The 12,997-nt window shown below is 39.9% G+C and carries 13 protein-coding genes and 1 pseudogene; 8 read left to right on the top strand and 6 right to left on the bottom strand.

Going from position 1 to position 12,997, the window contains the following annotated elements; all coding sequences use genetic code 11:
• Nucleotides 1-38 precede the first annotated feature (38 nt).
• The 8 genes and pseudogenes from B7E04_RS20625 to B7E04_RS20660 all read left to right on the top strand — a co-directional run bounded on the left by B7E04_RS20625 (nucleotide 39) and on the right by B7E04_RS20660 (nucleotide 6,537).
• Complete coding sequence (locus tag B7E04_RS20625; protein WP_080780410.1) at nucleotides 39-659, top strand: TetR/AcrR family transcriptional regulator; 621 nt, start codon at nucleotides 39-41, stop codon at nucleotides 657-659.
• Nucleotides 660-661: 2 nt separating this feature from the next.
• Nucleotides 662-1,690 (top strand): hypothetical protein, encoded by a 1,029-nt coding sequence (locus B7E04_RS20630; RefSeq protein ID WP_080780411.1) that lies wholly within the window; start codon nucleotides 662-664, stop codon nucleotides 1,688-1,690.
• A gap of 51 nt (nucleotides 1,691-1,741) precedes the next feature.
• Nucleotides 1,742-2,167: pseudogene (locus B7E04_RS20635) on the top strand (GNAT family N-acetyltransferase).
• Nucleotides 2,168-2,177: 10 nt separating this feature from the next.
• A complete protein-coding gene (locus B7E04_RS20640) occupies nucleotides 2,178-2,999 on the top strand; it encodes a helix-turn-helix domain-containing protein (protein ID WP_080780412.1) in 822 nt (273 codons plus the stop codon).
• A gap of 75 nt (nucleotides 3,000-3,074) precedes the next feature.
• Entirely contained in the window at nucleotides 3,075-3,665 is a 591-nt protein-coding gene (locus B7E04_RS20645; protein ID WP_080780413.1) for an NAD(P)H-dependent oxidoreductase, read from the top strand.
• Nucleotides 3,666-4,155: 490 nt separating this feature from the next.
• Nucleotides 4,156-5,355, top strand: coding sequence for a tyrosine--tRNA ligase (gene tyrS, locus B7E04_RS20650; protein ID WP_080780414.1), 1,200 nt, complete (start codon nucleotides 4,156-4,158; stop codon nucleotides 5,353-5,355).
• A gap of 74 nt (nucleotides 5,356-5,429) precedes the next feature.
• Entirely contained in the window at nucleotides 5,430-5,951 is a 522-nt protein-coding gene (locus B7E04_RS20655; protein WP_080780415.1) for a 3'-5' exonuclease, read from the top strand.
• A gap of 154 nt (nucleotides 5,952-6,105) precedes the next feature.
• Nucleotides 6,106-6,537, top strand: coding sequence for a GNAT family N-acetyltransferase (locus B7E04_RS20660; protein WP_080780416.1), 432 nt, complete (start codon nucleotides 6,106-6,108; stop codon nucleotides 6,535-6,537).
• A 362-nt stretch (nucleotides 6,538-6,899) separates the two neighbouring features.
• Here B7E04_RS20660 and B7E04_RS20665 read toward each other — a convergent pair whose 3' ends face one another.
• The 6 genes from B7E04_RS20665 to B7E04_RS20690 form a co-directional block, all read right to left on the bottom strand.
• Nucleotides 6,900-8,411: a helix-hairpin-helix domain-containing protein gene (locus B7E04_RS20665; protein ID WP_080780417.1), complete on the bottom strand. Its 1,512-nt coding sequence runs from the start codon at nucleotides 8,409-8,411 to the stop codon at nucleotides 6,900-6,902.
• 2 nt (nucleotides 8,412-8,413) lie between these two features.
• Entirely contained in the window at nucleotides 8,414-9,637 is a 1,224-nt protein-coding gene (locus B7E04_RS20670; RefSeq protein ID WP_080780418.1) for a PP2C family serine/threonine-protein phosphatase, read from the bottom strand.
• Nucleotides 9,638-9,661: 24 nt separating this feature from the next.
• On the bottom strand, nucleotides 9,662-10,705 hold the full coding sequence (locus tag B7E04_RS20675; protein WP_080780419.1) for a TerY-C metal binding domain-containing protein: 1,044 nt from the start codon (nucleotides 10,703-10,705) through the stop codon (nucleotides 9,662-9,664).
• 23 nt (nucleotides 10,706-10,728) lie between these two features.
• Nucleotides 10,729-11,367: a vWA domain-containing protein gene (locus B7E04_RS20680; protein ID WP_062649559.1), complete on the bottom strand. Its 639-nt coding sequence runs from the start codon at nucleotides 11,365-11,367 to the stop codon at nucleotides 10,729-10,731.
• Nucleotides 11,368-11,449: 82 nt separating this feature from the next.
• Nucleotides 11,450-12,121 carry a TerD family protein gene (locus tag B7E04_RS20685; RefSeq protein ID WP_062649562.1) on the bottom strand — a complete coding sequence of 224 codons (672 nt, stop codon included), beginning with the start codon at nucleotides 12,119-12,121 and terminating at the stop codon, nucleotides 11,450-11,452.
• Between the two features lie 27 nt (nucleotides 12,122-12,148).
• Complete coding sequence (locus B7E04_RS20690; RefSeq protein ID WP_080780420.1) at nucleotides 12,149-12,724, bottom strand: TerD family protein; 576 nt, start codon at nucleotides 12,722-12,724, stop codon at nucleotides 12,149-12,151.
• Nucleotides 12,725-12,997 lie beyond the last annotated feature (273 nt).

The raw sequence follows: 12,997 nt of genomic DNA on the forward strand, positions 1-12,997 counted from the left end.
ATTTTGAAGTTTAATTTAAACTCTCTTATATTTGACCCATGAAAACGAAGGAAAGAATTTTATCCAAAGCGCTGGAGCTCTTCAATGAAAAAGGCTACAACAATATCACCACAAGACATATTGCAGCTGACCTGGACATAAGCGCAGGAAACCTGCACTATCACTTCAAACATTCTGAAGATATTATCAAGATTCTTTTCTCTGAGCTGATCCTTAAAATGGATGTCCTGCTGAATGATCTGCAAAAAATAGACAATAAAACACTGGAAGACTTATATCATTTTACGTTTTCAACCTATGAGGTCTTCTACTCCTTCCGGTTTATTTTCATGAACTTTTTTGATATCCTGAAAAAAATTCCTGCCATAGAATCTCAGTACGAATCCATCAATATCAGCAGAAAAGGTGAGTTTCAGGCGATTTTCAAAGGTTTTCAAAAAAATAATATCTTCAGAGACGATGTTCCGGATTTCATCCTGAAAAGCCTCACTACCCAGATTTTCATTATTGCAGACAACTGGATCATCCACAACAGCCTTGCTTTTAAAATGAATAAAGATGAGGCGGTGAAGCATTATGCACTGATCCAGATGAACCTGTTTTATCCTTTGCTTACTTCGGAACAACAGAAAATTTATGAATTAAACTATATTCAGTAACCATGAAAAAACTTCTTCTACTTTGTTTTATTACAGTATTTCAACTCATCTTTTCACAAGATACCATCGCTTTGAGCCAGGATCATTTCATAGATGCCACAGGTCTGGTAGAAGGAAAACTGGTTTTGAAAAAATGGACGAAAGACGCCAATGAAAACGGTGAAAAAAATCTCTGGAATGTCATCTACTGTGATGAAAAATGCATGGAAGAATCGATGGCAGCTGAAATAAAAGGGAAAGTAAAAGATGCTGAAAAAAAATACCTGGAAATCAAAGAAAAATATCTTTCCGAAACGGTACAATTACCCTCAGGAACTTATAATATCACCAGAAAGCAATATGATATCCCCATGGAACGGATTGTTTTCAAAATAGATTCCAACGGAAATTTTGAAAATCTGATGCACAAAGATATGCAGAACCATGCAGCCTATATTTTTAAAAACGGTATGCTGGTCAGTGCCAAAAGCCTTTCCAAGGACCAAACCAAAACTCAATTTAAAGAAGTTTGGGAAAAGAATATCTACACCCGCACCCAGTATCATAAAAATGGGAACGTATACGAAATAATAAAGGCAAACAATTCCATTAAAGATAAAAACAGTAAAACCATTACTACCACATATTCTTCATCTGTTCCTGATCAGGTTTCAACGGTAAACAATACGATAACCAAAGTCCTTCAGGAATATTACCGCAACGGAAAGCTTTGGAAAGAACATGATGAAAAAAAGGATGTTCACACCACTTATAAAGAAGATGGCTCCAAAACCATTATCCGCTACCATTTTGCAGAAAATAATTCTTCAGATCCCAAAGATCAGTATAATTGTCAGGAAGAATACAACAGCAGTAATATCCTGATTTCAAAACTCTGCAAAAATTCAATGCTGAAAAAGGAATATACTTATAATCAGGGAAAACTGGCGAGATTAAAGGTTTCAGAAAATGCAGTAAACTATAAAGTGTATGACGGCAAAGGAAATCTTTTAGAAAATGTAGAGACACCCATTGCTCCATCTTACCGGTAGAAAATCAGGATCATGATCATCAGAAAAGGTACCCTTAATGATTTAGCAGAAATGCTCACGCTTTTTACAGATACGATCACTACTGTCTGTAAAAATGACTATGACAATGATCAGATCAATGCCTGGAAATCCGGAGCAGAAAATGAAGCAAGATGGCTTATGGTGATGGAAAATCAAAAAGTGTATATTGCAGAAATTAATCATAAAATAGTTGGATTCTGTACCCTTGACCAGGGGAATTATATCGATTTGCTTTTCGTTCACAAAGATTTTCAGCACCGTGGAATTGCAGGAAAATTGTATACCTTTACGGAACAGGAAGCCAGAAATTAGAATGAGAAGAGGCTTACGGCCCATGTCAGCAAAACAGCAAGATCTTTCTTTGAAAAAATGGGTTTCAAAGTAATCAAAGAGCAAACTGTGAATATAAAAGGAACTGATCTCATCAATCATCAAATGGTGAAAGAACTGAATTAAAACTCATCCCATGCAGGAATCACATCCGGAATACCGCCAGCTTAAAATCCCGGTTCCCCAGGAATTCGAAGATGTATTCACCTACTTTTATTATGCTGAAAACGGCTCTTCAGATCCTGTTACGAAAACACTCCTGCCCTCCTACCAGACCATTATGCTGTTTTGTTTTGGAGACCATGCTTTTATGACCACTCACGAAAAAAACACTGTGGAAGTACACCAATGTATTATTTTGGGACCTGTCCGTCAGACCTTTGAATATACGCTCCCCGCAGGAACTTCTATTCTGGTGGCCAATTTTAAAGATGATGCTTTTTACCGGTTTTTCGGAAAAACTGTAATCGCTGCTCATGGAACCCATCCCAATGAAATTCTCCACGACAACTGTTTTACAGAACTCTGGCAGCAGATATCAGCGCTTCCATCACCGGAAGAAAAAACGGCTCATATTCTTGAATTCTGCAGACCCTATCTTCAGGATCAGGATGAAATAATCCGGCTTTTAAGTAATTTTAATGACGATACTCTGAATCCCGTTAAAACCATTGCGGAACAAACCCGCCGGAGCGAAAGAACCATCCAGCAGAAACAGAAAGAACAGCTCGGCTATTCAGCTAAGGAAATGATCCGCTATACCCGTTTTCTTAAAGCCATCAAGCTGATTGAGAAAGAGCTGGAACATCAGAAAAAAATCGAATGGTTCAATATTATTGACGAGTGTGGCTATTATGACCAGAGCCAGCTCATCCATGATTTTAAGCATTTCATTAACCTTTCCCCGTCACAATATCTGAAATTCCAAAGCGATATCTGCCGTTCCGGATCAGATTAACTGCATTTCGTTTTCTTACAATTTTTGAGATTCGCGCTTCTCTACATTTGTCTTATAATTTTAAATACAAAAACAATGAGACATCTAATCATTTATGCACATCCTAATGAAAACAGCCTGAACCACAGCCTTTTTCAAACGGTAATTGAAAGTCTAGAAAAAGAAAATCATGAGATACAGATAAGGGATCTCAATAAAATGGGATTTGACCCGGTCTTTTCCCTGGAAGATATGCAGGGGCAGTTTGCCGGAAAGATTTCGGATGATGTGAAAACAGAGCAGGATTATATTTCCCGGGCAGAACAGATCACGTTTATCTATCCTATCTGGTGGACCGGAATGCCTGCGATAATGAAAGGTTATATCGACCGGGTTTTCAGCTACGGGTTCGCCTACCGTTACGACCAGGGCATTCAAAAAGGTCTGTTAAAGGGGAAAAAAGCAGTGATTATCAATACCCACGGAAAATCACATGAGGAATATGAACGGATGGGAATGGACAAAGCCCTTACTCTCACCTCAGATAACGGTATTTTTCTGTACAGCGGTTTTGAGATTATTCAGCACTTCTTTTTCGACCGGGCAGACAAAGCCACTCCCGAAGATCTGGAGATCTGGAAAGAGCAGATCAGAAATACATATTCACAGCCTGTTTTTAACCTCTAAAACTGATAAGTAATGGAAAAAATTACCGCAAAACAAACTTCTAGTCCTGCTTTATTCATAGGTTATCAGGTGTTAAAAAAAATCATTAAATACAGTTTATTTATAACGATTCTTTATTTCGCATACAAAGGATTTATGGCATGGAATTAGCTTCAGAAGCGATAAGTAAAATTGTTTTGAAACCTTTATTTTAAGCCATTAAGACAGATAATCTGTTGAGAACAGTAAGTTTTTTATAAACTCAACTGGTATGGAACTTTACAGCAAGTCTTAATGGTTTAAATATTGGATCTACATGAAAAAGCTTTTATATTTGCATTAATGAAACATTTAAACAGCATATTGCGTCTTCCGTTTTTCAATGCGTATTACTCCCCAGCGAATCGTTCGGGAAGACCTTCTATATCTGTAATTTAAAAAGAATAATCAACATTTATATAGAGCCCGGACAGTATTGTCCGGGCTTTTTTCGTTTTAAAATCAAACCAATATGATCAGTACATTACAAGAAAACACAGCCATTATCCTGCCGGAAAACGGTCTGGAACAAAAACTTAAACAGGCTGAAAAAGAGAACAGAAAATTAATTGTCAAGCTGGGTTTTGACCCTACCGCTCCGGATCTTCATCTGGGACATGCTGTAGTGCTTAAAAAGCTAAAACAGTTTCAGGAACTGGGACACCAGGTTGTGATTGTTGTAGGAAGTTTTACGGCAAGAATCGGGGATCCTACAGGGAAAAACAAAGCCCGGAAACCTCTAAGTGCAAAAGACGTGGAGCTTAATGCAAGGACGTATATTAACCAGCTTTCAAAAATACTTGACATGGAAAAAACAAGAATCGTTTTCAACTCGGAATGGCTGGATGCCATGAGCTTTCCGGAGATTATCCAATTGATGTCCAAAGTAACGGTAGCCCAGCTGATGCACCGGAATGATTTTAATAAAAGGTTTACAGAAAATACCCCGATTGCGATGCACGAGCTTGTATACCCAATCCTACAGGGTTTTGATTCCGTACAGATTGAATGTGATATCGAAATGGGTGGAACAGACCAGCTTTTCAACTGTACCATGGGAAGACAGCTGCAGGAAGTTCATCAGATGCCTGCTCAGACTGTCATCTGCATGCCGCTCCTGAAAGGTCTTGACGGTAAAGAGAAAATGAGCAAATCCCTGAATAATACTATCGGCCTTACGGATGAACCGAATGAGATGTTTGGAAAAACCATGTCGATTCCGGATAGCCTTATTGATGAGTTTATTGAGCTTGCCGCTGATTTTTCTGCCGGAGAAAAGAAAAATTTACAACTAAAACTGGAAGGTGGTGAAAATCCGATGAACATCAAAAAACTGATCGCTAAAAACATTATTGCCCAATACCATGATCAGGAAGCCGCAGATCTGGCAGAGGAATTTTTCAGCAACCAGTTTCAGAATAAAAATTCTGAAGAGAAAGTCTATGAGGCTGTTTCTTTAGCCTCATTTCAATTACAGGAAAACAGAATGAAAGCGGTGGAACTGTGCAGCCGGCTTAAAAGTGACCTCAGCAAATCGGCGGTCCGCAGACTGATCCATGGCGGAGGTATTCAGATTAATCATCTGAAAATAACGGATCCTGATCAGGAAATAGAACTGCTGGCACAGACAAAGATCAGAATCGGAAGAAGGGATTTTTTTGAACTGCTCTAAGTAGAGGTGTTTTTAATATATTTGTTTTGCTAACAAACGTATTGACTACGAGAAATATAAAATTTGATTAAACAATGAGCTATTTTATGGTTGACATTGAATCCGATGGTCCTATTCCCGGAGATTTTTCGATGATCTGCTTCGGGGCAGTCCTTGTGAATGAAGAACTGAATACCACGTTTTACGGAAAGCTGAAACCCATCTCAGAAAAATTTAATCCTGATGCGTTGGCCGTATCTGGCTTCAGCAGGGAAGAAACCATGGGTTTTGATGATCCGGAAGAAGTGATGCTGGCTTTTGAAACATGGATTAAGGAGAACTCTTCGGGAAGGCCTATTTTCATCAGTGACAATAATGGTTTCGACTGGATGTTTATCTGCTGGTATTTTCATCATTTTATAGAAAGAAATCCTTTCGGGTATTCATCCAGAAGGCTTTCGGACCTGTACTGCGGCCTGGAAAAAGATACTTTCGCGCAATGGAAACACCTCCGGAACACGGAACATACCCATCATCCCGTAGACGATGCCAGAGGAAATGCTGAAGTTCTTTTACATATGAAAAAGGAAATGGGTCTGAAAATTGGATTGAAATAATTTAAATAGCGGGAAGCTGGAAGGGAGAAGCCGGAAGTTGCTAGTAGTCAATGATAGTAACCAATATCTTTAAATTTGTAGTACAACAACAGTCTTACACCGAACTCCTGTTAAATTAATTACTGATCATTCCATTGAATCTTACAAACAACCTATGAATACCACCGTAACATTCAGAAAAGCCACAGAAAACGACCTTGATTACCTTCTCGATTTAAGGATAAAAACCATGAATCCGCATTATGCCGATTCCAATCTTCCGACGGACCGGGAAACCACTCTCCAAAGAGTTCTCTATCAGTTTGATAAAGCCCATATCATCCTTTTAAACAATGAGCCTGCTGGATTATTAAAGATCAGCAAAACTGATGATAAAACAGAGGTTCTTCAGCTTCAGATAGATCCCGACCAGCAGGAAAAAGGGCTCGGAAAAATGATTTTAACCGATATCCTGAAGGAAGCCTCTGCTGAAGAGAAAACAGTAAGCTTAAGCGTCTTAAAAACCAATAAAGCTCAACATCTGTATACCAGTTTAGGTTTTAAAACTGTGGATGAGGATGAGTATTCTTTTTTTATGGAATATTGAGGAGCTTCGAGAGCCCCCGTCACCTATTTTTTTTAACCAGAAGAGTCCCAAAAGTTTTTTACACTTAAGCTAAAAAATCAAAGATTTTTATCCATCATCCTAAAAATCTGCACGATCTGTTTGATCTGCGAGAGATAAAAAAATCGAAACATTAAGATTAGTTTAAGCTTTTAAGAATATTAAGTTTAAGCTTCGCTTTAAGAAGTATAGCTTAAAAATTTTTAGATTTTCCTTTATTATTCTTATTTATGGTTGAGGAACAGCTTAGATTCTTCATTGATTTTACATGTTTCAAAATATACATAATCATCTGAGAAAATCTGAGAAATCCGTAGGAAATAAAAAAACAAGAGACTTCGGGATTACTGATTCGCCAGCGTAACAAATATGAATCTTCCGCCTTCTTCAGCAGAAAGCAGGATCTTTTTTCCATCTGTAAGCTCAACCATTGATCCGGGCGGAATTTCTTTCTGTTCGGTGACATCCTTCATGCTGGTCAGGCTCTGATTCACAAACACCCATTTTTCCTGGTGAAAAGTAAAATATCCTACTGGCATTTTATCCTGCATGGTCAGGTTTTCGTTTCTGATCACCTTTCGGGAAACATGCCATTTGAATAAATACTGATTGTTATACACCATCAGCCTGTGGTTTTCAGGTTTCCATACGTCATCATCAAATTTATAATACAAATCCAGCACGGGAAGTGTTCCTTTATGTGAAGTGCCGCAGAACGGGCATTTGGGGTGGCTGGTGTTATCAAATACATACCATTTTTCCGTACATTCCGGATTGTGACAGGGTTGTACAAGATCGGCGGTTTTCAGTAATGCGGTTTCCCATTCATTGGCCGTGGGACGGCGGATGGGATCGTGAAGCCCTTCTACAAAAGCTTTTTTAAAAAGTTCAGTAAGATAAGGGCCTGCTGCCGTGTATGGAATCTTTTGAGGATCGCCCCAGAAAGCATCCCATTTCCTAAGATGATCTGCCCTCACCTGGTTGCTCGGATCTGTGGAATGTTCCACAAACAGGGCTTTTTCGCCCATAGAAATCACTTCGTCTTTTTCAGAATCCAGGTCCCAGATCTTTCCGCCCCTCAGCGGATGCCTTCTGAAGAGGTACATATACACCAGTACGGCCAGTGCATGAAGATCAGTCTTCTGGTTGGGCAGCTGTCTTCCGGGATCCTGCATGCTCAGATGCTTGGTCTTTAAAACCTCCGGGGCAATAAAATCTGCGGTACCGATCACTTCCGGCGGGAATAATTTCGGAACTACCAATCCGTCTATATCAATGATGCAGGCGGATTTTGTAACAGGATCTATCAGAATATTGTTGTAGGAAAGATCCGAGTGTGCCAGTCCCATCTGATGAAGCTTCTTCACGCCTCTGCTGATGTTAATCGTGATCTGGAAATAGCTTAGCCAGTCCCCAAGCTCGGAATGATCCAGTCTTAGAGGATATTGCTGATGCCTGAACATCGGGGCGGTAAACCATTTTCCTACTTTATCCTCGCCTTTGATATTATCTGACCCGATATAGCCTTTCGCAAAGAAGAATTTATCATGATAAACAGGAACTACAATTCCCGTAAGTTTTCCTTTTTCTACAATATCATACGGCCATCTGAATATTTCGTTCAGAAAATAATCAGCAGAATTTCCATTCCTGATATTTCCAAGATAGGTAGAAACAATCCTCATAATACGCTCTTTCTGGCCAGCTTCCAAAGGAGTTCTGTAAAAAGCCACCACATATTCTCTGTCCGGCGAAAAGTAAACATCTTTCACTCCGCCGCGGATAGGACTTTCATCTACGTATTCATATGACTTGGCGGCATCCAGAATGGAAACCACTTTAACGGTCTTTTTCATGTTTAATAAATTATGGCCAGTGTTCTGTCATCGTGATATCCCCGGCTCCAGAAATCGGTCCAGGTCAGCAGCTGTTGATCAATATCGGCATCGTTGATAAAATCTACTTTTGTCCGGTCATCATTATTTCCGGCGAGGTCATCAAAAAATACTTTCCAGCTTTCAACGTTCTCCAGCTGGCTTTCCGTCATGAATTTCGGATCATAAATCCCGTCCGTCATCAGTACCAGATAGGAAAAATCATCCACACAGGTAATTCCAAAGCGGGAAACAATATCATCATTAAAAATTTCTTTCATGGTGACAAAACGGGTTCCTCCTCCAAATTCTCCCACATCCATCCGGTTAAGAAGCTTTACTTCTGAAAAATCCGGACTGATCAGGTTAATCGGGCAGTCTCCCACTCCAAAACTGAGGATGACATATCCGAAATCAAATTTTTTAGCCAGTGCAAAAATCAGTGTGGTATGAAAATCTTTTATAGAGAAAGCATGTTGTGCTGCGGTCTGTTCCAGAACATGATAGGCGTTTAAAACTCCTTCGTACAGAATTCTGATTATATTCTCTTTTCCTTCAGCTTGTAAATCTTGCGATTGAGAAGTGTAAATATTTTGAATATTTTTTTCAATATCAGATAAAATTTCTTCCGAGTCAAAAAAGCTGTTCATTGAATTCACAGCCAGCCTGGACCCTTCCCTGGCCATTGGTGCTGAACCGGCTCCATCCGCAACAGAAATAATGCTCCAGTTTCCGGGAAATTTTTTCGCGGCAAAATCATCATCCCTGAACTTTCCTTCATGAGCATGGGAACGCCCGCGTTTGGACACAGCCGTTATCTTTTTGTCTAAAAACTGACCTTTGTAAGAGGTTTCATCAGGTTTATAGAAAACGGAATTCACATCAGCCGGAATATTTTTCCAAAGATCCTTTGGGTCTGCGTTAACCAGTAAATGAACTTTCTTGATCTCCGTGCAGCTTTCATCATGAATATGGTAGAATTCAATATCAAGGTCATGAAGGCTGTTTGCAAGCGGTATTCCCGATATTTTATTATTTCCGAAGGTTAGACCTGTCTCCTGAAGATTGGTGATGTTTTTGATCCTTATATTGGGGAAATCCTCTAATTCAAAACTGAATTCGTAAAACTGCTTAGCATTAGCATTTTTAAGAACCAGATGAACTTCTTTAAATTCTTCTTTTTCCCTATAAATTAGAGTGTTTTCCATGGTGTTTTTTGGTTTTGGCTCGGATTATCCAAGGGTACGGTTAATATCAAAACCTTCACTGGAAAATCCGTAATAATCTGAAGTTCCGCACCAGGGACATCTGTTATATCCTTCGCCTTTGAGGCAGTGAATTCCGCCGCATGAACAGGTGGCCAATGCAATAGGATTGGCACAGTGAGGGCATGAAGTGCCCCCCTGAAGTTCTTCCACTGAAATTTTAAGGTTGTTCTTTTGGGAAGAAGAAAGTCTGAAATAGGCTTTTTCATCAATTTTATAGGCTCCGTCCAGCCTGTAATATCTCGTAGACATTCCCGGAATACTTGATTCTGCAAATGTTTTTTTAAACTTCATCAAATACAGTTTCTCCGTTTCCGAGCATTTCCCGTTCAGAACCACAAAATTATTGTCGGGGAATCTTTGCTCCAGTTCAGGATCTACTTTTTCCAGGATGATAGAATCAATCTTGGAAAGGTTAATGCCTTCCTTATTGGCTTCCGTTACACTTTGGCTGGTCGTTTTAATGGAATCAGTCACCCATTTGAAAAATTCTTTGTAGGAATTCTCATCAGTATTATTAAAAAGTAAAACATTGTCTGATAAGGTTCCGAGCAGCTTGTAATTGGTATTTTCGCCAATAGATACGGCAATGGTACCGGACTTCCCGTGGTATTTATTATTCCATCTTTCAATGGCTTTGGTTGCATCGTCTGTAGGAACACCGTCCGTGAACAGAAAAACAATGGGTTTCCAGTCGCCTTTTCTGTCGTAGGTTGTTTTTACAATATCCCGATCGATACAATCCATTACTTTAATAAGCCCCTGAGACAGTGATGTTCCGCTTCCAATAGGAATTTTTGGCGGATAAAAACTGATGATATCCTGAAGCGGCGTAATCACTTCAGCTTCTCCGGCAAAACCTATAATGGAAATATAAACCGTTTCGAGTGAATACGGGTCTTTTTTCAGTTCCCGGATGATATTGGCGATACCTTCCTGTACCTGCTCAATAGGCTCTCCCACCATAGATTCGGAGATATCCACTAAAAAATAAATAGGCAGTCTTCTCATGATTTATCGTAAAGACAAGTGATTTAAATAATAATATTAAGCTCGGAAGGCGGCGGAGGCAGCGGCGCACTTTCTCCTGTTCCCTGCGATTTTCCACCCATGGTGATGGATGAGCTCACCCATTTGAAAAATGAGGAAAGCGTAATAGCATCAGTTGTGTCCAGCTTAACGACGTGGTCTGTAAGTTCCTTCAAAAACTGTTCATCTGCTTTCGGGCCGGCTGCACAACCTACAATAGCCCCGAATTCCAGGCCTCTGATCACCGGGATCATCTGCCTGTATTTCTGAATATCGGAAGGTTTTCCGTCTGTAAATATAAACAGCAGCGGCCGCCAGTCATCTTTTCCATCTGAAGACCCCTTGACAAGCTCTTTCTGCACAAGTTCCGAAACCATTTCCAGGGCAGCTCCGGTATGCGTCGGGCCACTGTCGGGACAGGTGATCTCCATAGGATAAAAGCTGGCCAGATCCGTCAGGGGAATAATATTTTTAACCTCACGGTCAAAAGTGATCACACTCAGATGAAGACTGTCCATCGCCTGAGGATCTGCACGGAGCATGCTGATCAGCCCGTTAAATCCATTATTGAGTGCCTGGATGGGTTCTCCGTTCATGGAACCTGAAGTGTCCAGTAAAAAGTATGCTAATAATCTCCTGCTCATGGTAAGGTGATAGTATTTCTGAAGCCGGCAGCGGAAGTTGAAAACTTCCCTGCCGGCTTTTCAGTTTGATAAAAATTCAGATTTAATTGCTGTAGGCGTACTGTTTCAGGATCTCAATAAAATTATCGGTCTGATGCGGCTCACCAATAGCCCGGAATTTCCAGTCGCCATTGTGGCGGTAGGCTTCAGCGAAAACCATTGCACATTTTCCGTTCATGCTGGCATCTCCGGAAAGGCTGTATTTCGTAATTTCTTTTCCTTTGGCATCTACGGCACGGATAAAGGCATTTTCGATCATTCCGAAATGCTGGTTATTCTGTTTTCCCTGATAAATGGTCACCAGGAACAGAATTTTCTGATAGCTTTCGTCCAGTTGATCAAGTTTCACGATGATCTGCTCATCATCCCCGTCTCCTGCACCGGTTCTGTTATCTCCGGTCAGCCATATATTTCCGCTTGGGTGCTGCATAGAATTAAAGAAAACCACGTCACCCTGATACAGTGCGATCTGCCTTCCATCGTTGGTCTGTACAGTTTTCCCAAGGTTGGCTACTTTTCCGTTTCCATCCAGAAGAAATGCTACTGCATCCAGATCATATTCCGCTTCTTTACTGAACAGTTTTCCGAAGAAACCGCCCTGTTTTCTCACATCCCATCCTAAACCGATCGTCACTTTTGAAAGGTCATAAACACTTTCTCCGCGGTCATTTTTTCTTAAATCAATGGTCTGACCTTTCTGTAAATTAATTGCCATAGTTATAGTTTTGTGTATTTGAAATAATTATTTAATGATTTGTCCTTTATAATATTTTTCAAGGAAGAACGCAAGATCCGCTCTGTACCCGATTCCTGAGGCTTCAAATTTCCAGCTTCCGTTTCTTTTGTACAGTCTTCCGAATTCTACTCCCGTTTCAATGGAAAAGTCCTCGTCCAGCTCATATTTTGCAATTTCCTGACTGGTATGGTTATCCACAATTCTGATATAGGAATTTCTTACCTGCCCGAAGTTCTGTTTTCTTCTTTCAAAGTCTTCAATAGTAACCACGAAAAGTATTTCTTCTGCCCTCGGATCTACTTTTTCAAGATCTACAATGATGGCTTCATCATCGTCACCATCGCTGTTTTTACCGTTTGGATCATCTCCTGTGTGGGTCAGTGCACCGTCCGGTGACTGCAGGTTATTGTAAAAGACAAAACATTCCTCATTTACTAATTTTCTGTCGGAATCAATCATGATGGCAGAAGCATCCAGATCGAAGTCGTAACCGGTTCCTTCATTCGGGTCCCAGCCCAGTCCTATCGTCATTTTTGTCAGTCCTATTTCGATCTTTTGTCCTTTCTGTAAATTAATTGCCATAGTGTTTCAGATTATTAATTATTTTTTGTTTAAGATAAATTTGATTTGTGAATTGACCAAATTTATAGATAAAAAAATGAATGACATATAAATAGCGGGACAAAATGTTTGAATTTATGAGGGTTTTAACATATAATGTGGCACCGTTTACAGCCGCGTAACAGCTTTTTCCGATGCTTTAAACGCGAAGGAAAACAAAGATGCCCCTGATACATGTGTAATATAAGATAAACAAAACCGCTTCGCTTATTTTTTAGAATATAAGGAAGTTCT

It is taken from the genome of Chryseobacterium phocaeense, from assembly GCF_900169075.1.
Lineage (GTDB): Bacteria > Bacteroidota > Bacteroidia > Flavobacteriales > Weeksellaceae > Chryseobacterium > Chryseobacterium phocaeense.

Excerpts from the sequence above, each read along its gene's own strand:
- B7E04_RS20625 (WP_080780410.1), top strand. The coding sequence starts at position 39 with ATGAAAACGAAGGAAAGAATTTTATCCAAAGCGCTGGAGCTCTTCAAT.
- B7E04_RS20630 (WP_080780411.1), top strand. The coding sequence starts at position 662 with ATGAAAAAACTTCTTCTACTTTGTTTTATTACAGTATTTCAACTCATC.
- B7E04_RS20640 (WP_080780412.1), top strand. The coding sequence starts at position 2,178 with ATGCAGGAATCACATCCGGAATACCGCCAGCTTAAAATCCCGGTTCCC.
- B7E04_RS20645 (WP_080780413.1), top strand. The coding sequence starts at position 3,075 with ATGAGACATCTAATCATTTATGCACATCCTAATGAAAACAGCCTGAAC.
- tyrS (WP_080780414.1), top strand. The coding sequence starts at position 4,156 with ATGATCAGTACATTACAAGAAAACACAGCCATTATCCTGCCGGAAAAC.
- B7E04_RS20655 (WP_080780415.1), top strand. The coding sequence starts at position 5,430 with ATGAGCTATTTTATGGTTGACATTGAATCCGATGGTCCTATTCCCGGA.
- B7E04_RS20660 (WP_080780416.1), top strand. The coding sequence starts at position 6,106 with ATGAATACCACCGTAACATTCAGAAAAGCCACAGAAAACGACCTTGAT.
- B7E04_RS20665 (WP_080780417.1), bottom strand. The coding sequence starts at position 8,411 with ATGAAAAAGACCGTTAAAGTGGTTTCCATTCTGGATGCCGCCAAGTCA.
- B7E04_RS20670 (WP_080780418.1), bottom strand. The coding sequence starts at position 9,637 with ATGGAAAACACTCTAATTTATAGGGAAAAAGAAGAATTTAAAGAAGTT.
- B7E04_RS20675 (WP_080780419.1), bottom strand. The coding sequence starts at position 10,705 with ATGAGAAGACTGCCTATTTATTTTTTAGTGGATATCTCCGAATCTATG.
- B7E04_RS20680 (WP_062649559.1), bottom strand. The coding sequence starts at position 11,367 with ATGAGCAGGAGATTATTAGCATACTTTTTACTGGACACTTCAGGTTCC.
- B7E04_RS20685 (WP_062649562.1), bottom strand. The coding sequence starts at position 12,121 with ATGGCAATTAATTTACAGAAAGGTCAGACCATTGATTTAAGAAAAAAT.
- B7E04_RS20690 (WP_080780420.1), bottom strand. The coding sequence starts at position 12,724 with ATGGCAATTAATTTACAGAAAGGACAAAAGATCGAAATAGGACTGACA.